Annotated in this window: 16 protein-coding genes; 3 read left to right on the forward strand and 13 right to left on the reverse strand. The window is 36.2% G+C overall.

Translation table 11 applies throughout. The features are described 5' to 3' along the window. Nucleotides 1-24: 24 nt before the first annotated feature. The 5 genes from QM738_RS14105 to QM738_RS14125 form a co-directional block, all read right to left on the reverse strand. On the reverse strand, nucleotides 25-1,272 hold the full coding sequence (locus QM738_RS14105; protein ID WP_462277368.1) for an RNA polymerase sigma factor: 1,248 nt from the start codon (nucleotides 1,270-1,272) through the stop codon (nucleotides 25-27). A gap of 53 nt (nucleotides 1,273-1,325) precedes the next feature. Then, entirely contained in the window at nucleotides 1,326-1,676 is a 351-nt protein-coding gene (locus QM738_RS14110; RefSeq protein WP_462277369.1) for a YciI family protein, read from the reverse strand. Between the two features lie 28 nt (nucleotides 1,677-1,704). After that, complete coding sequence (locus QM738_RS14115; RefSeq protein WP_462277370.1) at nucleotides 1,705-2,283, reverse strand: dihydrofolate reductase family protein; 579 nt, start codon at nucleotides 2,281-2,283, stop codon at nucleotides 1,705-1,707. Nucleotides 2,284-2,300: 17 nt separating this feature from the next. After that, on the reverse strand, nucleotides 2,301-2,639 hold the full coding sequence (locus QM738_RS14120) for a YciI family protein (RefSeq protein WP_462277371.1): 339 nt from the start codon (nucleotides 2,637-2,639) through the stop codon (nucleotides 2,301-2,303). A gap of 379 nt (nucleotides 2,640-3,018) precedes the next feature. Next, complete coding sequence (locus QM738_RS14125) at nucleotides 3,019-3,687, reverse strand: response regulator (protein ID WP_462277372.1); 669 nt, start codon at nucleotides 3,685-3,687, stop codon at nucleotides 3,019-3,021. A 200-nt stretch (nucleotides 3,688-3,887) separates the two neighbouring features. On the opposite strand from QM738_RS14125, the gene QM738_RS14130 reads away from it, so the two are divergent. Beyond that, the gene (locus tag QM738_RS14130; protein WP_462277373.1) at nucleotides 3,888-4,349 is read left to right on the forward strand and encodes a MauE/DoxX family redox-associated membrane protein; all 462 of its coding nucleotides are present in this window, start codon (nucleotides 3,888-3,890) and stop codon (nucleotides 4,347-4,349) included. 82 nt (nucleotides 4,350-4,431) lie between these two features. Further along, nucleotides 4,432-4,749: a hypothetical protein gene (locus QM738_RS14135; protein ID WP_462277374.1), complete on the forward strand. Its 318-nt coding sequence runs from the start codon at nucleotides 4,432-4,434 to the stop codon at nucleotides 4,747-4,749. 40 nt (nucleotides 4,750-4,789) lie between these two features. Here QM738_RS14135 and QM738_RS14140 read toward each other — a convergent pair whose 3' ends face one another. Genes QM738_RS14140 through QM738_RS14155 form a run of 4 tightly spaced genes read right to left on the reverse strand, consistent with a single transcriptional unit; the run spans nucleotide 4,790 to nucleotide 10,908 of the window. Beyond that, nucleotides 4,790-6,142, reverse strand: coding sequence for a RagB/SusD family nutrient uptake outer membrane protein (locus QM738_RS14140; protein WP_462277375.1), 1,353 nt, complete (start codon nucleotides 6,140-6,142; stop codon nucleotides 4,790-4,792). Nucleotides 6,143-6,160: 18 nt separating this feature from the next. Further along, entirely contained in the window at nucleotides 6,161-9,157 is a 2,997-nt protein-coding gene (locus QM738_RS14145; RefSeq protein WP_462277376.1) for a SusC/RagA family TonB-linked outer membrane protein, read from the reverse strand. Nucleotides 9,158-9,161: 4 nt separating this feature from the next. Further along, the gene (locus tag QM738_RS14150; protein WP_462277377.1) at nucleotides 9,162-10,475 is read right to left on the reverse strand and encodes a TlpA family protein disulfide reductase; all 1,314 of its coding nucleotides are present in this window, start codon (nucleotides 10,473-10,475) and stop codon (nucleotides 9,162-9,164) included. Between the two features lie 49 nt (nucleotides 10,476-10,524). Next, on the reverse strand, nucleotides 10,525-10,908 hold the full coding sequence (locus QM738_RS14155) for a hypothetical protein (protein ID WP_462277378.1): 384 nt from the start codon (nucleotides 10,906-10,908) through the stop codon (nucleotides 10,525-10,527). Between the two features lie 134 nt (nucleotides 10,909-11,042). On the opposite strand from QM738_RS14155, the gene QM738_RS14160 reads away from it, so the two are divergent. Beyond that, nucleotides 11,043-11,297: a helix-turn-helix domain-containing protein gene (locus QM738_RS14160; protein ID WP_462277379.1), complete on the forward strand. Its 255-nt coding sequence runs from the start codon at nucleotides 11,043-11,045 to the stop codon at nucleotides 11,295-11,297. Between the two features lie 214 nt (nucleotides 11,298-11,511). On the opposite strand, the gene trxA is transcribed toward QM738_RS14160, so the two are convergent. The 4 genes from trxA to QM738_RS14180 all read right to left on the reverse strand — a co-directional run bounded on the left by trxA (nucleotide 11,512) and on the right by QM738_RS14180 (nucleotide 20,462). Further along, entirely contained in the window at nucleotides 11,512-11,820 is a 309-nt protein-coding gene (gene trxA, locus QM738_RS14165; protein ID WP_462277380.1) for a thioredoxin, read from the reverse strand. Nucleotides 11,821-12,416: 596 nt separating this feature from the next. After that, complete coding sequence (locus QM738_RS14170) at nucleotides 12,417-13,253, reverse strand: hypothetical protein (RefSeq protein WP_462277381.1); 837 nt, start codon at nucleotides 13,251-13,253, stop codon at nucleotides 12,417-12,419. Further along, entirely contained in the window at nucleotides 13,246-13,740 is a 495-nt protein-coding gene (locus QM738_RS14175) for a hypothetical protein (RefSeq protein ID WP_462277382.1), read from the reverse strand. Before QM738_RS14175 ends, QM738_RS14170 begins: the two co-directional genes overlap by 8 nt. Continuing rightward, nucleotides 13,737-20,462, reverse strand: a complete 6,726-nt coding sequence (locus QM738_RS14180) for a hypothetical protein (RefSeq protein WP_462277383.1) — start codon at nucleotides 20,460-20,462, stop codon at nucleotides 13,737-13,739. Before QM738_RS14180 ends, QM738_RS14175 begins: the two co-directional genes overlap by 4 nt. Between the last annotated feature and the right edge of the window lie 603 nt (nucleotides 20,463-21,065).

Consider the following 21,065-nt stretch of genomic DNA (forward strand, 5'->3'; position numbering starts at 1 on the left):
CTGGCCTTGCGGCCGATAATAATCTCAGCTGTTATTTTCCTGCTGCCTGCAGTGAAGTATTTTGCTAAAGATAAACGTTTTATCCGTTGTTGATTTTGCCAGTGTTAAAGCATGTTCCAAATGCCCAATTGCTTTAACATAGTCAATACCGTTATAAAGCTCTCCTAATAAAGAATGGTATAAATAATTTCCGGTAAGGTTTATTTTTTCTGCTTCTGTAATGGCTTCCATTTTCCCTTTTGCCCTTGCAAGCGCATAGGTTCTGTTTAATGCTGCCACGGGCGAATATTCAATAACGAGCAGGTGGTTATACAGTTGTAAAATATGATGCCATTTCTCTTTGGAGTCAGTTGTAGTGGTATGCCAATAAGCGATGCCGGCTTCCAAATGATATTTCGAAAGCGTATTGCCCTGCGAAGCCTGGTTTAAAAAATATGCGCCTTTGCTAACGAGGTCCTGGTTCCATAAGCGGGTATCCTGGTTATCATATAAAATAACCTCACCATTTTGATTTAACCTTGCATCAAATCTTGATGCATGAAAATACATTAAAGAAAGCAATGCATTCGCAGGCGGTGTATTGGTCTTTTTATTTTCAACCAGCAGGCAAGTTAACCGCATTGCTTCCAGGCAAAGGTCTTTACGTAAAGAAATGTCTTGGTTTAAAGAAAAATAACCCTCATTAAAAAGCAGGTACAAAGCCATCAACACAGCAGGCAGGCGTTCATTTATCTCAGCTAGGGCGGGCTGCTCTATTTTAATTTTTTCGTGCCTGAGTTTTTCTTTACCGCGTTGCAGTCGTTTGTAAATAACTTCTTTGTTTGTTAAAAAGGCAGTGGCTATTTCATCAACGCCAAAACCACAAAGCATATTTAACACTAAACTAATTTGCGTTTCCGCGCTGTTGCAAGGATCACAAACAACAAACATCATTGCCAGCTGGCTGTCATTAATATTTTTAACCGATAAATCGATTTCTATTTCTTCTGAAACTGTAGAGCTGTATTTTATTTCTTTGGAAATATTTTTTGAAAAAAGTGCATTACGTTTTAAATAATCCTTTGTTCTATTTTTGGCAACTGTATAAAGCCAGGCTGTTGGGTTTTCGGGCAAGCCTTTCAAACCCCATAATTCAGATGCGGAAAGAAAGGTATCGCTTACAATATCTTCTGCAGCTTCAATGTTTTCAATACCAAATAATTTACTCAATACAGAAACTATTTTTCTATATTCTGTTCTGAATAAATGCGGAATGATATCTGGTTGCTTCATAAAAAATGCCGCCGTAAAAATACAAAGGCATTCATTGCTTTTAAAAGTTATGCTTATATCACACTTATCTCTCTTACTTCCACGGTTCCCCCAATTGCTAATACCGGGCATCCTTTTGCCAGCTCTGCGGCCTCTTCAATAGAAGCAGCTTTTACAATACTGTAGCCAACTATAAATTCCTTTATTTCCGTATAAGGGCCATCAGTAACTACATTGTTGGTCTTTACAACTTTTCCCTGTGGCGTTAACCTGTTTCCCCGGTCAGTTAATTTATTTTGTGCGGCAATACCTCCTATCCAGTCCATCCAACGGTTCATATTGGTTTGCATTTCTTCAGGAGACCTCAGCGAGATGGCCTTCATAGTATTTTCGTCTGTTCTGTATATCAATAAGAAATCTTTCATTTTTTATTTTTAAAATTTTTTAAAACGGTTAAATGTTTTGAATGCTATCTGCATTTTGATAGTGAATAATATGAGCACCAGAACTTAATTCTCTGTAAGCTACATATTTAAGTGAACACGGCTTATCCAGATTCAAGCTATTAAAAAAACGGGCTTCACCTTTACCAGGAATGATTGGCTGAATATTGAAATAATAATCATCTACTACATTCATTTGTATTAATGATTCAATGATACTCAGGCTGCCAAAAGTAAGTAAGCCCCCTTTATGCTCTTTTTTAAAGGATTTAATATAAGCGATATCGAGTTCAGTTGCGATTGTCGAATTGTTCCATCTGGTAGTTTTCAATGTAGATGAAAACACAATCTTTTGTATGTCATGCAGCGACTGAGCCATTTTCTTTATCCAGTCAGGACTAGTTTCATCTTGCAGCCTTTCAATCCACCTGTCCTGAAACTGTTCAAATGTTTTTCGTCCAAATACAACTGCATCTGAATGCGATAACAGCGAATGTGTGAATTCAAAAAAATCAGGTTCTATAATTACATTTCGAGAATCTGCAAAACCATCTGGCGTTGTGCTGATTAAAACTATTATTCTACCCATATTATTTTCTTTTTTTTTTAGACGCTTTGAATTTGCCGAATTTCGATAGTTGCATTTGTATGTAAGATTGGACATGCTTTAGCGATTTCAACAGCCTCATCAAAATCTTTAGCCAGTACAATGGTACAGCCTCCAATAATTTCCTGAGCCTCAAAAGGATTGTCATTTACAATTTTCATTGCACCATTAACCTTTTTTCCCGCTCGTTTCAACTTTTCACTTGATACATGTTTACCTTTTTTGATAAGGTCGGCAACCCAATCTAGCATCTTTACTGTAAGGGCTTGTAAAGCTTCCGGGGGTTGACTTGGTTCATACACCTCACTACCTCTAAATAAGAAAATAAATTTTTCCATTAGCTATAATTTTGGGTTGTTATAAACTAATGACGATTGAAATTTTAAAAGTGGACAAAATTTTAGAATTTATTTAAATAGCACAGTTTCAAAGAATGTTTCAAAATGACAGAAAAACCTAATAATTGAAGATAATCAAGGCAATTATTATCCTAGTTGAAGTTAAGGACAAAATGTAAAGCGCTTAGGTGAAAATGGCACCCATATTTATTTTAGTATCAGGCAGTTGCCTGATTATTAAATTAGCAAGCCTCTTCAAATCCGGTATAAAATGGTTCGAGAATTGTACTTCTGGGAGCACCAACAAAAGGACAAACCTAATTATTGGTTTGTCCTTTTTCTTTTATGGTAATAAATATTTATAAAGTGTCAGCAAGGGTTATTTAACCAACCCCATTTGCAAAGCCAGCCTTACCAGCGCCGCTGTATTATTTACCTTCATTTTCTGTAACAGGTTTTGACGGTGGGTATCAATAGTGCGCCGGTTAAGGAAAAGTTTTTCGGCGATCTGAACATTGGTGAAACCCTGTACGATCAATAACAACACTTCTAACTCTCTTTCTGATATTTTGTAGCGGCCTAACTGCTCAGAGGTAGTACGATCTTCTGCGGCAGCGATCATTACAAGGGCTACTTCGCTGCAGAAATATTTTTTACCTGCCAGTACCGACCTGATGGCGGTGAGTAATTCCTGCGCTCCCACACTTTTTAAAACATAGCCCAAGGCCCCGGCCTGCATCATTGAATCAATTACCATGTAATCGTTATAGTTAGATAGTGCCAAAAATTTTACCTGTGGCCTGAAACGGCGCATACGTTCAATGGTTACTGCGCCATTGATGCCTTCCATAGTATGATCGATGATAACCAGTTCTGCTTCTGTATTACTAAGATGGTGGAGAGCTTTTTCGCCGCAATCAAACTCATGTACCCGGAAATCGATCTGCTTTTTAAAAGAATGCAGTACCGCTTTAAGGCCCTGCCGCAATAACTGGTGATCGTCGATGATTAGCGTATGAACAATTGGGATGATTACTGTATCCTGCATAGCTTACTATTTTAAATAAATACCGGGAAGCTTCCTGTATAATAAAATACGGATTGAAACTATCATTTTTTTACGCTACGGGTTGAGTGAAAAACCGCTGTTTATGCAGTGAGAATTCACCTTTTAAATTCAGTATAAAGAGCGCAATAAAAGGAAAGGGGTAGGATAATTTTATACCAGGATTTAAAAGTGCCTGCCTGATGTTATACGCTAAAAATATATCCCGGTTTACTGCACTGCAACTTATACCGCTGCTGCTGATCCTGCTCTTTGCATATACCGGTACTTCCAAATTGACAGGGCATGAAAAATTTTTGACGCAACTGGAACAATTGGATATGCCATACCTGATAACTCATTTTGCCGCCATGGCCGTACCTGTTGCTGAATTACTGATCGCTTTTTTACTGGTGACAGAAAGGTTTAAACAGGCAGGTCTTTGGTTATCGGTTGCTGCCATGTTGTTTTTTACGGTCTATGTTATGGTGATACTATCCGGCAAACACATTCCCTGCAGTTGCGGAGGTGTAATAAGTAAAATGAGCTGGAAACAGCACCTGTATTTTAATATTTCGTTTTTATTACTGGCCACATGGGCCTTGTACTATAAAATAAATTATGCGCATAAAAAGGGAGTAAGCCGAAAACCTTCAACAGAGTAGGCAAATATTAGTGCATTGAACAGTTAAAAAAGAAACTGGCTATCGCACTAGTGAATTTTATAAAATTTTAAAATAAAAAATCATGAAAAAGATGTTTTTTGGTATTGCAGCATTAATGCTGGCAGCCGGCTTTGCCGCTTTTACCACCGCTCCAAAAGTTACAACGCTGCAGTATACTTACAAGTATACCGGAAGCGCCGTAACTGGAGAAAACCTGGCGGCTAATTACATTGCGGCGAGCAGTACAAACGATTGTAATGATGATGCTCCCGAAATGGTATGCTTTATTGAAACCAGTTTTGCACCTGATGTCAATAATCATCCACAGTTTCCCGGCGGCACGTTAAACGTACGTTCGAGCAGCCAGGTAATTATAGATCACTGGAAAGTGGAACCATGATGAAAATAAAAAGGGATCGCAGTTGCGATCCCTTTTTATTTTACCGCGGATTTTGCTGCATACCGTTTAAGGCTATTGCACTGGCAGGTATGGGCAACGCAAAGCGATTATCGCCGGGCGGCAATGTATACACCACCCCGTTGAGCTTTCTCGTAATCGTTACCCGGAAATCGGGTTCGAGGTTTAACCGCTTAATATCCATCCAGCGAAGATCGCGGAAGGGCAGTTCCTTCCTCCGTTCATTCAATATCAATTGTAATACCGGTACAGTTCCTGCAACACTGAAAGGTATAAAAGTACCTGTCTTCCACCGGGTTTGTAACAGTGTATTCAATACCGTTAGTCCTTCGCTTAATTTTCCTGACCGGGCCAGGCATTCTGATTTAATTAAATAGATCTCATCTGTGGCCACGCCATTAAAAAACGAACTGGCCTGGTTGTAGCTGCCGCGGAAACTATAATTACCGTTACCAAGTGATTTAAAGAACAAGGTTTTGCGCAGATCGTTCACATCGTAAGACCGGTAGAGGTTTGAATCCACGATAGCCCTTGTAATGGATAGAATGGTGGGGGTAAAAATGATGCTATGCATGGAAACTTCTGCATTGTAAACAGGAAAGGGGTAGGCAGCAGCTGATGACAGCGTATTGTAATTAAGCAGGGTACTGTTGATGGCTAAATATTTATCTGCATAAACGGCAGCGCTGTCATAATTATTCATCAGCAGATATGTACGGGCCAGCAAACCATAAGCTGCGCCTTTGGAAGGGCGCATTACATGTGCCGGGTATAGCGGCAGCAGTGGTGCGCTTTCTTTCAGATCGCTGATTACCTGCTCATAACTATGTTGCAGGCTCGCCCTGGTGCTTTTCATTTCATAATCTGAATTCATTCGTAAAGGGATACCCATTTCTGTTGTGGCTGTGTTTTTATCGTAAGCTTTCGTCCAGTAACCAATAGCAGTTAACCAGGATTTTGCCCTGAACAAAAAAGCCGATCCCTTTGCATTATTCCAGGCGGCCTGGTTTTGTGCAGTGGGCTCAATTTTTTGCAGGCTTTCCAGGCAAACATTGGCAACTGTTACCACATCAAACAACCTGGACCAATGATTGGGAGATTCATTCACTGTAATATCATCCTGCCACAAATAAGTATTACGTATTGCCTGGCTGCTGAGTGCATTATATACGGCATCCGTTACATAATAATTGTCGGCGCTGATCTCACCGGCAGATGGGTTTTGTGTATTCATCGTGTAATCAAAATCCAGCAGGCCCTGCACCGCTTCAATAGAATTGGGCAACTGCAATCTTTTATCGGGTTTTTCGTCGAGGTATTTTTTGCAACCGGTTGTAATAACAAGCAGCAGCAATACGGGAATGTATGATTTCATAATAATAATTTTAAAGCTTTACTGAATAAAAATTTTGAGTCCTAATGCAATAGCAGCAGCGGAAGGAATAACATTCGCAGGATAATCCGGGTCAAGTCCGTGTTTGTTTGCCCGCCAGAGAATGCCCAGGTTGGCAGCGTTTAAAAAACATTGCATATTGTAATAGTTGTTTTTTTGCAACCCCGTTTTAAGCGAAAATTTATAGGAGAGGTTAACGAACTGGAGTCTTATATGATCACCTTTTTCTACTATAGCTGCAGAAGAGGTGTAAAAATTATCCCTGTTGGATGGTACCGGGTAAACAAGGGAAGGCACATCTGTGATCAGTTCATCACCGGGCTGCTGCCACCTTGCCGCAAAATCGGAAGTACTTCTCCTGTCGTTGGAGAAAAGCGCCAGGTAATAGAGCGGTTTGCGTTTAAAATAATAGCCCAGTTTGTAACTGATATTGACCAGCAGGCTGAATTTTTTATAGCTGAACTCATTGGTAACAGAACCGAAAATCTGCGGCATGGCAGGCCCACTATACTCAAGGTCATTTACAGTTAATCCCGAACCTGTTAAAGCTGGATAATCTGTAGAAAGGGCGCCATTCAAATAACCCTGTGGGTTACCCGAAGTATGATCCAGCCCGGCCCAGCGTAAACTGATAACCTCGTGTACCGGTTTGTTTTGGATCGATGTAAGGGCCGTGCCATCGTTTACGTACGATATAACCAACCCACCGTTAAGATAAGATTCGCTGATACGATCGGTATTGTAATTAAAAAGCAAATTGGTAGACCATGCAAACTTGCCGGTAATATTGCGGCTGTTAATGGTAAGATCGATACCCTTGCCGGTCATACTTCCTATATTCTGTACAATGCCGGTATTGCCAATACCGGCCGTTGGATCAACTTGTGCATAAGCAAACAGGTCTTTGGATCTTTTGCTGTAATATTCCAGGCTTCCGTTGATACGCCCACTAGATAAACCAAAATCTAAACCAATATTGCTGATACCTGTTTTTTCCCAGCGTAAATGCGGCGTTGGAAATTGCAGAATGCGGTAACCGGGAAAACCGGTAGCTGCGGAGTTGTTAAAAAGAAAAACAGTTACCACCGCAGAGCGGGAGGGATCTGCATTGCCGGTATATCCATAGCTGGCTCTTAACCGCAATAAAGAGAGTTGCTTATTATGCCAGAAATGTTCTTTTGAAATTTCCCAGCCGGCGCCTGCAGACCAAAGTGGTGTCCATTTATCATTGGTAAGAGCGCCAAATAAATTGGAAGCATCACGACGGCCACTGAGCGAGAAATTATATTTATCATCAAAGTTCCAATTCGCATTTGCATAAAAGGAAACATAGCGTTTTAACTGGTCGGAAAAATTAACAGGTCCTGCTGGCAGATACGCCATTGCACCCGTAGTGATAAGCGGGTATTGGTTGCGCATATCTGCTGCTGCACCCAGGGCAAGATCTTTATAATAACCAAATGTGCGGTTTGCAGAACTGGTAGTATGAATTTGCCTGAGTTCGTTACCGGCCAGCGCAGTAACATGATGCCTGCCCCAGCTATGGTTGTAATTAAGCTGCGCCCTGTAATTATTTACCACGGTGGCAGCATGCGTATCATCCAGTATACCACCCTTGGGCACAATATAATTCACTATTCCTGTAGCAGCGTTTACCTGGCTAAAAAGATTTACATTATAACGAGCCAGGTAACTTTGTTCATCCCCAAGCGATTGCGTTTCGGCACGTTCCTGTTCGCTCCGGTATTTATATTCAAAACTAAAACCTTTATTGAACCGGTATTGTGCAGCCAGGTCAATCAGCAGATGATCAGTTGCTACCGTTGTATACTGGTGACGGTAATTATCGGCGGCATAATAATTCCAGTCGAGCAGTTTACCAGCCCAGAGCGTATCGGTATAGCTTTTACGGTACTCCCTGTCAAAAGCGGCCGGTGTGCCATCGGTATTGAAAATACTGGAGTAAGGATACAGGTAATCCTGCGCACCATAATCATCCTTACCTGTATGGGTATACGAATTGGTGTAAACGGAACCAACTGTTAACCTGAGCCTGTTCACAGGATTGAAACTGGTTTCCAGCTTTACTGTCCGGCGGCTGTACGATTCGCTTAAAGAAGAATTGTTACGATCGTACCCCAATGCAGCTAGCCATGCCGATCTGTTGCTGCCGCCACTGAACGTAAGGGCATATTGCTGGTTGAATGCCTTTTGATAATAACTATCCTCCAATTGTGATTGGACATCCGTATTGTGCCATGCTGCAATTTGGTTACTTGCTTCGGTCGCGGATACTAATCCTCTTGCCTGTTTGTCCAGCAGATCAACCACTGGTGATACCGTGGGATGTTGCGAACTGCTGAGTTGGCTGTTGTAATATCCTTTACTGTAAAGCAGTTGTTCCACATCAATATAATCAGAGCTGCTGATGGTATGCAATGCATGCAGGTTGGGCCGGTCCACTACCTGTGTGCCTACGGAGAGATCTATGCTAAGCGGCTGACCGTACCTGCCTTTTTTTGTATTGATAACAATAACGCCGTTGCCCGCCCTGGTACCCCAGATGGCAGCAGCTGTGGCATCTTTTAATATTGTTATGGATTCAACAAGATTTGGATTGATGCTGTTGATATCACCTTCAAAAGGAAAATTATCGAGTATGATCAACGGTGCTGTTGGACCATTGATGGTGCTTAAACCCCTTACAGTAATAGCCGGCATACTTCCGCCTTTGCGAAAAACAGCTACAGCATTGGTAACCGATTCAAGCCGTGCCAGTATATTGGGGCTTACCTGCAGGTTAAGGGTCTTGTTATCCACCTGCGTATAAGAACCGGTGGCCCTGTTGCCGGAAATAACCTGGTAACCATTACTAAAAACCACTACACTGTCGAGTACTAAGGGGCTGGATGTTTTAGGGCTATCGGGTAAGCCAGGTTTTTGTGCGAAGGAGAATTGTATTGCGCACATCAATACTATTGTGATAATGAATTGCATAAAATTAATTGAATTGGTGAAAATTAGTTTTGGTAAGCACCAGCATATTGATCCATCTTTTGGCTTTGTGTAAGGCAAGGCCGTATTCTGGCAACAGTTGCTGCAAAGCTGTAAGATCACGGATACCTGTAAGGCATAGACGCAGATTTGCTGGCGCAGTATAACCGGTCTCGTCGATCACAATGGGAGTAAACGGATTGCTAAGCGGCGGCATATTCAGCGTAGTGACCAACATTTCCAATGGCGCATTTTTGAGTACCAGGCAGCGATCATCAGTTAATTGCAGACCGTTGTTGTAATCACCCGCCAGCGAATGTTGTAGCAATGCCGGATTGGTAATAGTAAGCACATAACAATTTGTCAAACGTTTTTGCATACTGCTGGTAATACCAAAAAAACGGTCCAGGTCCTGCTTCATATAATACAACTGCATAGAGGGATCGCTTTGTAAGGGCAATATTTGTTCGTAACAGCAGTAATGAATCTTTTTAAAAGCAAGATTGGGTGTATCGCAAAGCGCCTCGGTCTTTAAGGAACTATCCAGGATAATATGATTGCGCAAAAGGTCGGGGAAGGCAAAATAATATAAACCCAGGAAGGATTTATTGATATAGAACTTTCGCTGCCCATAGCCATCGGCTGTTGGAAATTGCCCCACAGCTGCGCCGGCTCCTTTAATATAACTGGTAAACAGCGATTGATACTGCATCCAGTGATTACTATCGTTTTTTAAATTTTCTGCGAGTGGTTTATGAATATCAAAGTCGTTTCTTTCCAGCCTGTTTTCAGGAGCAGATTCATTTTGGGCTAACACTTTCCGGATATTGGCTGCAGTAACTTCTGAAGCATCTGTTGCGGCCACCAGCTTGCCCTTGTATATCCAGGCCGTATAAGGAATGCCGTGGTGCGGCAGGCAGGTGCCCAGTTCTTCGCCATCCATAATAACAGGCAAGGTTATTTTGCCACCTGTGGCCAGGCGTTTATTCACAAGCCATTGGGTTATTGTATTTATCTTGTCGCCGCTTTGCGGGTTGTTGATCAGCAGCACCTGCAACTGGTTGCTGTAGCTGGCCTGCAAAGCCTGCAGTTTGGGAAACTCTTTGATACAGCTGCCACACCAGGTTGCCCAAAAATCCACCAGCAGCAATTTATCTGCCCATGCAGCAATAGAAGTACTGGTATAGGGTGCGTTCAGCACCTCTGAAAATTGCAGGTTGGGTACCTGGTCTCCAATAACCAATGGTTTTAAAACAGGGGGGCTTTGCGCCATGCTGTATATGGAGCATAGCACTATCATGAAGCAATAAATAGCTCTCATTGCAATCGTTTTAAATTAATAAATGAAGTGAAGGGGATAACGGGAAGGGCTAAGTGGGATTTTTAGGCTTGCGCTGGTTGAATACCTGGGGCTTGGCATACATCCACTGATGGCATTTGGCTACCGTTGTCTGTTGAAGAAAATTCCTGTGTTCTTCGGGTGGTAATAAAGATACCTGTTGCGCATATACGCTAAACACATTTTCTGTAATAAGAGAAGCAACCAGTTTGTTTTTTACGAGGCGGAAGGCATAACGGAAAAGCAACTGCTGCCATGCATTGGCCGCAGCCATTAAATGCTGTATGGCAGGGTTGGCTGCAGGAATAATATAAGGGGCAGCGCCTGTTGTTTCATTACTGAGACCTGAGAAAATATCCCTGTAAAAAAACAGGCAACCGCCCCTTAAAAAGTTATATGAAGTATTCAATTTCATTGGTGTGGTTTCTCAGGTCACAATAATGAAATTGAAAATGTAGCATACTCTAAATTAGGGAATTTTTTGATTGTGGGCGAATTCGACCATAAATATTTTTCAAAATTCAGACACCTTTCAAACAAATAAGGCATATGGATTTAAAAAACAAAGAAAAGATCAGGAAACTGCTCGGTGCTTTTCTTAAAAAGCGCAGGGAAGAAGTCCTGAAAATTGAAAGCGTTCGCCAATTATCGTTCGAGTCGAGCCTGGATCAAAGCAAATTAAGCAAAATTGAAAAAGGCTTAATTGATTTTCGCTTCGACACACTGATCGAGATTGCCGAAACGTACCAGCTCACCCTGAAAGAAATATTTGATTTCGAGATCGATTTCTGGCAAAAGGATTAACGTGTTTACATTTCATTTGAAATGACGTGATCTCCCGAAAATCTATCATTTAACGATGGTTACCATTTTGCTTGTTTTTTGGAAGAGGGATTTGCTCCTCTAACGCTTTCGTTGAACACAAGTATTTTTTTTATAACACAGGAGGGAGGTTGATAACTGAACTCCTGTGTTTATTCTTTTAAGCAATTGAGTGTATGCTGCATTGTTAGGTATGCTATTGAATGGTTTGCTCAATGGCTTTTTTAATAACTCCCAGTAAATAGGATTCTGACACCACACCACTTTGCCGCCATATAATTTTTCCATGGCGGAATAAGATCAAAGTGGGTACACCCTGCACCTGGTAAGCAGCCGCTGCCTGCGGGCTTTTATCTACATCTACCTTTATAATAGAAACAGCTTCGCCAATATGTTGCTTGATGCGCTGCAGTACCGGTGACATCATTTTGCAGGGGCCGCACCACTCCGCAAAAAAATCCACCAGTACCGGCTTATTGGATTGTATTATCTCATTAAATGTCATACCGTATAGTTTTTGTAAAAATATTCCAAATAGCAGGCCAGTCCTGAAGCTGATCCGAAAAATCAACTCCAGCTTCAATCGTCAAATACCACGTACCACCTACAGTACCGAGTCGTTACCCCCCTCCAAAAAAAAAATTACAAAGCTACCGTGCTTTTATTTACTAAGTCTTTGGAAAATCTAATAAATTTTCTGAGTTATCACTAAAATGTTTTGAAGACGTCGCTCTTTGACCAGATAGCAAAACTATAGTAACAAGAACAGAAAATCAAAGAGAGTTCACCGGGGATTTTGGTTTTAGAAGACAAGATGGCTTTTTTAAAATTGTAAAAGACTATACACGAGTTTACTTTTCGCCTAAAAGCAAATGTCTAATTATTGAGAATCAATGTGCTAAAAGTGCCACGGTCTGAGTGACTATTTGTTTATACTAACCTACTGACATGCAAGTGTTATGAAAGATGAAATTCATATTAGAACTCTGGAAAAAATAATGAAATCTATGAGATTTTGTTGTCCCCGTTTCCTTGATATTTTGATTTTAGCAAAATATACAACATAATAAATGACTAAAAGATTTTGAGAACCAAGATTCTCTATTCTTTAATTTCAGCCATAATATCATCTTTTGTAGCTTCTACTAAATTCTTAATTCTGATTGAATTGTGAATATCTTCATTAAGATTTTTTCCTATCATTTTAAAATATATCAATAATAAGATCAATAGAATAATTCCAAAACATACTTTGAATAAAGTAAAATCTACATCTTTCTTTAAAGTATTTTCTTTTTTTATGTTTTCAATTGTTGGATTTTTAAGATTTGGTAAAGAATCTAACGACTCAGTTTTTTTTGATTCTACTGAAAGACTATGTGTTTCCGATGATTTATCATGTGCAGGAAAATGACCAACAAATTCTCCTAATAATACGATAAAAACTGTAGAAACAATTATAGAAATAAATATGTATTTAATGATACCCATATCAACCAAAGATTGCGACTTAGATTTTTCATTTTCGACATTGGTTAATCTACTATAATCTTTATTGTCAGTTTTTCCCATATCGACTATTGGGATTATTATTTTTTTATAGTAGTTATGAAAAGCTGCAACAATCAATAGTGGTAAGGGAGAAATAAAAATAAATTCCACACCTTCTAATATCCCTTTTACATTTTCGTAATTACAAGTAAAAATTATGCATAGGCCGCGAATAGAAATGTAGAAAAGTGCAATTGCTGCAAAGATAAAAAGAGTGAGAAAAAAATAATTGACAGGACTTGTGATAAACTTGATTGCTGTGTAATAATTGTATACAACTTCATCACCTTTTGCATTTGTTTCCGTTGTTATGGAATCAGAAGCAACGAATTTTGAGGCTAACCAGTCTTTAGGCGAACCTTTCTTGATTTTTATTTTTCTACCCATTAGGAAAAAAGGCTTTTAGATAGTGAATTATATTTTGTTTCCAGTAATCAAGTTTGCTTATGGTTGATACTGGAGGTGTTTTATCAAAATACACATCTCCCTCTTCCATAAAAGGCTCAAGAAAGGTTCTGTCATATCTTGAAAGAAATATTACTTTGGCGTTTGGAAAATACTGTTTTATTAATTTTTTTCTTAGAATACCTCCAAGATAGTCAACTTTATCAGGATTCGATAACAAGTGAAAATCTATCATAAATAAATCCACACTACTTGGTAAATTAGCCGTAATATATGAATTGTTTATTTCGTCTCCAGGATCAATTACAAATTTTAAATAAAAATTTCTGAAAGCTGCAATAGTTTTTTCATCTCCTTTTTCCGGCCATACATTAATAAAGAAATCTTTAAAATTGCTTTTATTATTCAAAATATCATATACTAAGTCGAAATGTTCCTTTCGGTTTTCAATAATTATCGCTTGTTTCATGACTTCTTAAAATTAATTAAAGGAATATAAACATTAAAATATTTGACTTCACTTAAAGTATCATGATCTGTAATGCTTGATCTAAAATCTTCGGAATTATAAATTTCTTTAAAAATCTTTGCTATCATTTTGAGGCCTTGTTTAGTCATATCTTCCCCAGTATAGATTTCTTCAAGTATTTCATTTTCATTTTTCCTAAAGCTGTTTTGAATATGAATATAGTAAATGTTTTCTTCATTTAAAAGTGTAACCTTTATAATCGCTGTATGGTATGAAAATATATATTTTTTAGCATTGATAAGAATTTCGGAAATTACAATTTTTAGCAGATCTTCATTAAATGTAAAAGTAAAATCACATTCTTGCTTTAAAAGCTCAAAATCTACTGAATTTGCTGGCAACTCAATATCTGAATAACTTTCATTCGGCAAAATGGTTTCTGAAATAATTTCAATTGCATTTTCTAAGCATTTTTTTGTTATGGATAAATTGATATGTTGCTCAAGTTCATCTGGATTATTAGCTAACACCTTTTTTTGGAGCCTCATTACTAAATAAGATTGGGTTTGAAGAAGGCTTAAAATTTCAAGTTGTTGTAATATTCGGTCTTTCTGATCAGGTGTCTTCTCATACGAAGAATAAAGAGTACGTAAAAGTTTTTTAAATGCCTCATCTGCACTCATTTGTCCATGTTTAAAAATGTTCCAATTTACATTTTCTTTGTTCGCATCTATGTATCCTCGGAAACTATCATTTTTGTAATGGTGTGCCAAAAATGAGGATAATTGATTTTTTATAAGGATTAAATATCTCAATTTTTCTGGTTTAAAATATTTGCCTATTCCATTACTTCCAACACGATTAGTAGCCACAACAATAACAGCTTGAGCATCTGTGTTTATAACATCTTCATTGATTTTATCAATTTCAATATCAGCAATTCTAAAAAAAAGTAAATGATTGTATGTAGTAAAACAGGTTAGGTCTGAACAGTAATTTTCATTGTTGATTTCATCCGGGCCTAATATTTCAGAATGCTCAATTAACTTTTCGGATGTGTTGTCTTTTTTTGGGATATTAGCATAGATTTTTTTCAAACTTTCCCACTTTCCACTTTTATTTTTTATAAATTCAACAAAAGTTTGCGTTCCTCCTCTTTTACGCAACTTTACACCGTTCATCATCTTCAAGATAAAACTATTATCTAAAGCAATAGATTTATTAAAGCCTTTTTCATACTCGGACTGAATAAAATATAGATCTTCATGTTTTATATATTGGCCACGTTTAATTGGTTTAAAATTTACAAACATCATAACTTCCGCCTCTTCTTGAATTCTCAAAAGTTGTTTAATTTGAGAAAGTATGAATTCTACTTTTGTAAGTAAAGTGAGCTTATCCATATTTTTTTCATCTTCACTTGCTCTCAAAAAACTTAAGGTTGAGATAAAAGTGTAGAAGGAATCACTTACAGAAAACAAATCTTTTTCAACAAGAAATGTATCTTTTTTTGGATTGTCACTTGTTTCTTTTTCTTCATGTAAAAATTTTAAAAGAGGCAGTATTTTGTAATTTGCTGCATTTTCAATTAATATTTTTCTAATACTTGTCCTTAATGTATTTGTGTATTCATTAAGATAGTTTTTAGTCACTCTGGAAGAGTTTCCTCCAGGCGAGTTGAGGACATCTTCCCAGCCTGAAAAATTTAATTCTTTCAGTAATGCGTATGATGTGTAAAGAACTCCTGTATTTTCTAATTTTGCAAGTCTTAAAAAGTGTTGACAATTTACATTTTTCTCACTGTTGTTCCGACCATTTACAAGTTCTATTACTTGGCCAAGCCGAATCGCTTTCGGCTCATTATTTAATGTAATTTCCTTAAAGCAAGAGGTAACGAAATAGGGGAAGTCTGTTATAATTCTAATTCTCGCTTCTAAATTTTTAATCCCCCGGCAAATCAATAGGATTTTATCGCTATCTGATAATTTATATGAGTTGCTAATAGTACTATTTAAAAAAATATCTTGTTGGATTGATTTTATAATTTTATTTTTTGGAGCAAATGAGACTTCAGAAACAGAAAATTTGATATTCCCTTTTTCAAGTAATTTTTCTATCGCCTCTTTATGAATATTAAAAACATCTTCTAAAATATATTTACATTTTTGATCAATATTAAGTAAGTCATCAAATGCATATAAGCTATTACTTGATTGCTCATTGTTATTTTCAGCACTGTTTATAAAAGCTAATTGTTCTTTACAAGCTACAAATACTTGTTCGAACTTCAGCAAACTTAAGAGTTTGTTGTTGATGGAAATTTCGTAGTCAAGCACTGGTAATTTTTTTATCAACTCTAATATGCCTGTAATTATCACTGGTTTCAATAAAATGTTGCTTTTTAATAAGGCGGCTCTTTTAAAAAGAAGTTTTAAATATCTTAATTCCTCAAACCATGAGAGATCATTACTATCCAAATCTTTCGAATTTAGCAATTTTAGTTTTTGGGATATTTCTAAAATTATTCGCTCAAATACTTTTGTTCTTATTTTAATATAATTCGTATATGGTTGAAAGCTTACTACTTTTAAAAAGGCTGTATCCACAATACTTTTGTTGTCAATTTTGAAAGATAAAGCAAGCTCTTTTCTTATAATACGCAAATATTGATCATAATCAAAATAGACGTTTATCTCATTTTGTTTGTTCAGGATATTTTCAATCTCAAATTTTAATATGTGATTTATTCCAAAGGGGTTTTTTAAAAAATCCATTTCTGTTGAAGAAATAGAAATTTGATCGGGAGTGTTTGTCCTTTCATAAATTCTAGCATCATAAGATTTAAATATATTCTTTTCAGAATTGAACTCGGATACTGGTTTAATTCGTTGCGCTTTTTTTAAGAGATAATATTTTATTGAATCAAGCGAAGTAGTTTTGGCTAGACGCAAATAATTCGCTCTGGCTTCGCAAACGCTACACGGTAAATGGCTTGAAAATACAGTTGGCACGCTTTTAAACTCATAAAAGTAGAAATGCTTTTTGCCAATCAAATTTTCTTCGATTGCTGTTATAACTCTTTTATTGCATCTATTTATCAGACCTATTACACCATCGAACTTTCTAGTGAGAGTATCTGATTCTGAAAGTGGGTCGAAGCTATAAAATTTCTTTCTAGGACAATTATAGATAAAGTTGCTAGTTGCAAAAAAGGTTTCTCCTGTTGAAACCTGGTCATCTACGAAGAAGAGATGATCTGAATTGCCAATTATATCACCATAAAATTTTATAAAATTATCAATGTAATCATTCCGAATGTCATATTTTATTATGTTTGCTGCGTTGTTGAATAAGATGTCATTAACTAAGAAAACAAACCCAGAATTGAATTGACTCTCTGGGCATACAATCGTTACTGTTTTATTATGATAAAAAGAAAAATTATCAGATGAGTGTAAGGTAGTAAGTGAATTCTTAATATGTTGATAATTAAAGCTAAGAAAGATTTGTGGATTGATAAAGTGTCGATTATGTTTATTCCCAATTGTAAAATGGCCGTACTGATAGTATGTTGAATTCACGACTTTCTCTGATAATTTATTTAGATAGTCAGGGCCTTGACCAAAAAGAAGTTGAGGAGTTACAGAAGCACTGTCTGTTTCTATTAGAGGCCTTTCTGAATTATTTGCGAAACAAATTTTACAATTGTAGATATCATGCCAAGTTGTTTTAAGTGGTATTATATAATATTGTAGAAGAAAAGCTTTTTCTTCTTTAGCTTCAGTTATAAAAGTAGAGTTAAATATTTCAGTTTTTACTATTCTCTTGATTGGATCAATTTCTTTCCAGCCGAATTTTTGTAACACGGGGTCAGTAACAGCAGTACTTTTTTTATAAGAAACCTTATCAATTCCTCCATGAGCTACTAATAAGAGATTAATAATTGGAACTAAAACCATCTCTTGCTTAACAAGGTATTTTTTTTCTAAAAAATCCAGAATTTTATATGTGGTAGAAAAGGTAGAGCTTATCGGGATTATCAAAATCACCTTCTCTAAAATTATAGTGTTGTTTATAAATTTAGGCTCTTCAACGTCACTAATTATACCAATTTCGAAGCGATATTTATCAACTACTTTTTTATTAAGTCTCTTCTCTAAGAGATGCTTAATTCGATTTAGTAATAATTCTGAATATTTGGCATAACCTATTAATGTAATTTCTGTACACTCTGAAATTTCAATTTCTTCAATTAATTTTTCAACTACAAGAATCGAAAATTTATACGCGAAGTCACTAATTTGAAACATTCTTTTTGCGTAATAAAAATCTTCAATATGAATTTTTGACCCGAGTTTGAAATGCCCATCCTCAATCTTGAAAGCTTGAAAATTGACATCGGCAAAATTTGAGGAATTGTCAATGTGATCAAAAATTGCTAATTCTTTTTTCTCAATTGTTCCCAAGGACTTTTCTTTAAAGTCATAATTTGTTTCCAAACATTTTGTTGCAAATATTTCAAATAGGCTCGAGCCGTCGAGTTTAATAACAGTATCAAATTCACGAATTTGAAAAGTGCCAGGGTAAAAGAGAGGCGATTTTATTGGGTTGATATTACCTATGTAATTATTTCCTTTAAAAACCTGTTTTAATGATATTTTATTTAATTCAACAAAATCTGAATAATAATTTCCGTATAAAATTACTGGATAATAATACTTATGTTGGTTTCTTAAATAAAATAAAAGCACATTATTGGTTCCCCAAAAATGCTTCGGGGGACCATCAGTTGCTTTCTCGAAATGTAAAATATTTAAAAGGATGAAAAAAATATTTTCGTCAAGACCTGTAATAATGTAATGAAAAATTTCATTACTACGTTGTAAAGTTGCTAAAAGCCGGATTATTGAGCTTAAATCGGTGTCTGAGATTGCGTCAGAAAAATTTAAAGAAGGGATTACCTCTTTAGCTTTAAACCTTTTTAGATATTCTAGGGATTCAGAAATGATTTTTGTTTCTTTTGCATATTTTGTTTCTTCATCAGAGGATATTGACTTCAAATTAATATCGATTTCTACTACAAGTTTTAAGTCGTCTGGAATTTCATGAGTAAAGTCATGGTTTTTTTCGATAAAGATAAAGTCAAATATTTCTATATGACTTTTAATTTCTGGTCCTCCAATCAATTGTCGGTATTGTACAGGTGAATTCTTTAACGTTTTTTCGAAGGGGATTAAAATATTATAATGACTACCATTTCTATATACAGGTTCTTTTTGAAGCATATCAAATGGTAATAATGAACAATAGGTTTGTGCTTTATTATTTTCAAGAGATGAAAGATAAAAATATGCACTAAGATTAGCCATTTGACTTTTAAAAATGGCAAGACCTAAATTTGCAGCAGCTCTCAGGAAATTGTGTATTGCATTCTCATTTGTAAGGTCAAATATTTCTGAAATGCTTTTAACTTTACTTTTATCTTCTAATGAAATTTTAGCCCTTTTGTTATATGTATCCAGTATACCCTCTGTGCTTAGATCGAATATGTTTATATCAAACATTAAGTCGTTTTCAGATGAGGTATCGACACAGTCTAAATAATTTTCTATTCCTGGTAAATAACCATTTTTGAAATATTTAATTTCCTTTTTTCGAAATATTCTTGCAAGAAATATTCCTTTTGAAAATGAACTGTGTTCAATAATGTTTTGAAATAATTCTTTGATCCCTATTGAAATTTCTTCTGCTTGGCGGAACACGTCATAAACTTTTTTGATGTAATTATGAGTGGCATTTGATAACTTATGCCTTTGAGAGAAATTTTCTAATGAATTCAATGCTATAAGTGAGAATACCAATGTGAAAAAAAGAGGTTTTTCATTTATACTTTGATTTATATTGTTTAGAGTGTTTATAAATTCGGCTGAGGGTATACTTGAGGAAAAGGAATTTTTTAATTCATTTCGTAGTTTTACCGACACTTTTCCTATGTTAATGAATTTGACTCCATTTTCTAGAATTAAGAATAAAACTTTTAATTCTCCAAATGTCTTTATGTAATTTATAAGAGCGTATTCTCGTATTGTAAATCGTGACTTCCTACGTAAAGAAGAAATAATTATTTTAGTCAACTCGTCATTCAATTCACTAAAAGGTTTTGTAAAGATACTGTCACTGATATTCTCATTAATAATGGAATATTCTAACTCCGTTATTTCAATTTTGCTAGAAAAAAATAACTTTTGGTAGGATAAGGAGTGAATTAATATTAACGGAAGAAATGCCGTAGATGGGTTTTGTCTTGTGTTATATGAATCAATTTTTACAGAAGCTGAATTCAACTTCAGATAGATTCTAGATACTTCGTCTATATCAAATAAAAGCACTGATCTTAGATACTCCTTTATTTTTTCAACCATTGATGAGTTTTCGAATTCCATCCTGGAAACATCAATCTCAATTAGTATTTCATTATTAAACTCTTTTAACAAAATTAGTGCTCCTAAAAAAGCTATATCTATTTCTTTAGTATTAGTATCAAAAATTACAGTGATTTTTCCTCTGAATTGATGACAGTTAGAGTAGACAATGTTTAACTCTTCTAACTCTTCCATTCCTATCATGAGATGACCAGAGCAGTCAAGTTGAAGGTGATTGCTACCAATAACCAATTTTGACTCAAGGATAGTAACTGCAGAGTTATTTACGGACCAATTCATAAAATAGAATTTAATCTGATATTAGCACAAGGAAATTTATCCTAATCTTTTAAAAATCAAGCAAATAGTCTAGTTTTGGGTTCAGGTGATGTGGTAAATCAAATATTGAATTGGGTAATTAAATATAATTATTAACTAGTATTTTATTAAGATTTTTTTTAGCAATAGATAATAATATTTGCCTGCTTTTTTATGGATTTTCGAGTTCGCATGAAAAAATTGAAAGACCAAGAAATCAAGCCTTTGTAATTTTCAATTTTAATGGATTTTTAAGTTACTTCAGATAAACGAAATATATACGGATTTAAAAAACAAAGAAAAGATCAGGAAACTGCTCGGTGCTTTTCTTAAAAAGCGCAGGGAAGAAGTCCTGAAAATTGAAAGCGTTCGCCAACTGTCATTCGAGTCGAGCCTGGATCAAAGCAAATTAAGCAAAATTGAAAAAGGCTTAATTGATTTTCGCTTCGACACATTGATCGAGATTGCCGAAACGTACCAGCTCACCCTGAAAGAAATATTTGATTTCGAGATCGATTTCTGGCAAAAAGATTAACGTGTTTACATTTCATTTAAAATGACGTGATCTTCCGGAAATCTATCATT

It is taken from the genome of Ferruginibacter sp. (assembly GCF_049840995.1).
GTDB lineage: Bacteria > Bacteroidota > Bacteroidia > Chitinophagales > Chitinophagaceae > Ferruginibacter.

Coding starts and splice junctions, on each gene's coding strand:
- QM738_RS14150 (WP_462277377.1), bottom strand. CDS start 10,475: ATGAGAGCTATTTATTGCTTCATGATAGTGCTATGCTCCATATACAGC.
- QM738_RS14130 (WP_462277373.1), top strand. CDS start 3,888: ATGTTATACGCTAAAAATATATCCCGGTTTACTGCACTGCAACTTATA.
- QM738_RS14170 (WP_462277381.1), bottom strand. CDS start 13,253: ATGGGTAGAAAAATAAAAATCAAGAAAGGTTCGCCTAAAGACTGGTTA.
- QM738_RS14180 (WP_462277383.1), bottom strand. CDS start 20,462: ATGAATTGGTCCGTAAATAACTCTGCAGTTACTATCCTTGAGTCAAAA.
- QM738_RS14160 (WP_462277379.1), top strand. CDS start 11,043: ATGGATTTAAAAAACAAAGAAAAGATCAGGAAACTGCTCGGTGCTTTT.
- QM738_RS14115 (WP_462277370.1), bottom strand. CDS start 2,283: ATGGGTAGAATAATAGTTTTAATCAGCACAACGCCAGATGGTTTTGCA.
- QM738_RS14175 (WP_462277382.1), bottom strand. CDS start 13,740: ATGAAACAAGCGATAATTATTGAAAACCGAAAGGAACATTTCGACTTA.
- QM738_RS14125 (WP_462277372.1), bottom strand. CDS start 3,687: ATGCAGGATACAGTAATCATCCCAATTGTTCATACGCTAATCATCGAC.
- QM738_RS14120 (WP_462277371.1), bottom strand. CDS start 2,639: ATGGAAAAATTTATTTTCTTATTTAGAGGTAGTGAGGTGTATGAACCA.
- QM738_RS14155 (WP_462277378.1), bottom strand. CDS start 10,908: ATGAAATTGAATACTTCATATAACTTTTTAAGGGGCGGTTGCCTGTTT.
- QM738_RS14140 (WP_462277375.1), bottom strand. CDS start 6,142: ATGAAATCATACATTCCCGTATTGCTGCTGCTTGTTATTACAACCGGT.
- QM738_RS14105 (WP_462277368.1), bottom strand. CDS start 1,272: ATGAAGCAACCAGATATCATTCCGCATTTATTCAGAACAGAATATAGA.
- QM738_RS14135 (WP_462277374.1), top strand. CDS start 4,432: ATGAAAAAGATGTTTTTTGGTATTGCAGCATTAATGCTGGCAGCCGGC.
- QM738_RS14145 (WP_462277376.1), bottom strand. CDS start 9,157: ATGCAATTCATTATCACAATAGTATTGATGTGCGCAATACAATTCTCC.
- QM738_RS14110 (WP_462277369.1), bottom strand. CDS start 1,676: ATGAAAGATTTCTTATTGATATACAGAACAGACGAAAATACTATGAAG.
- trxA (WP_462277380.1), bottom strand. CDS start 11,820: ATGACATTTAATGAGATAATACAATCCAATAAGCCGGTACTGGTGGAT.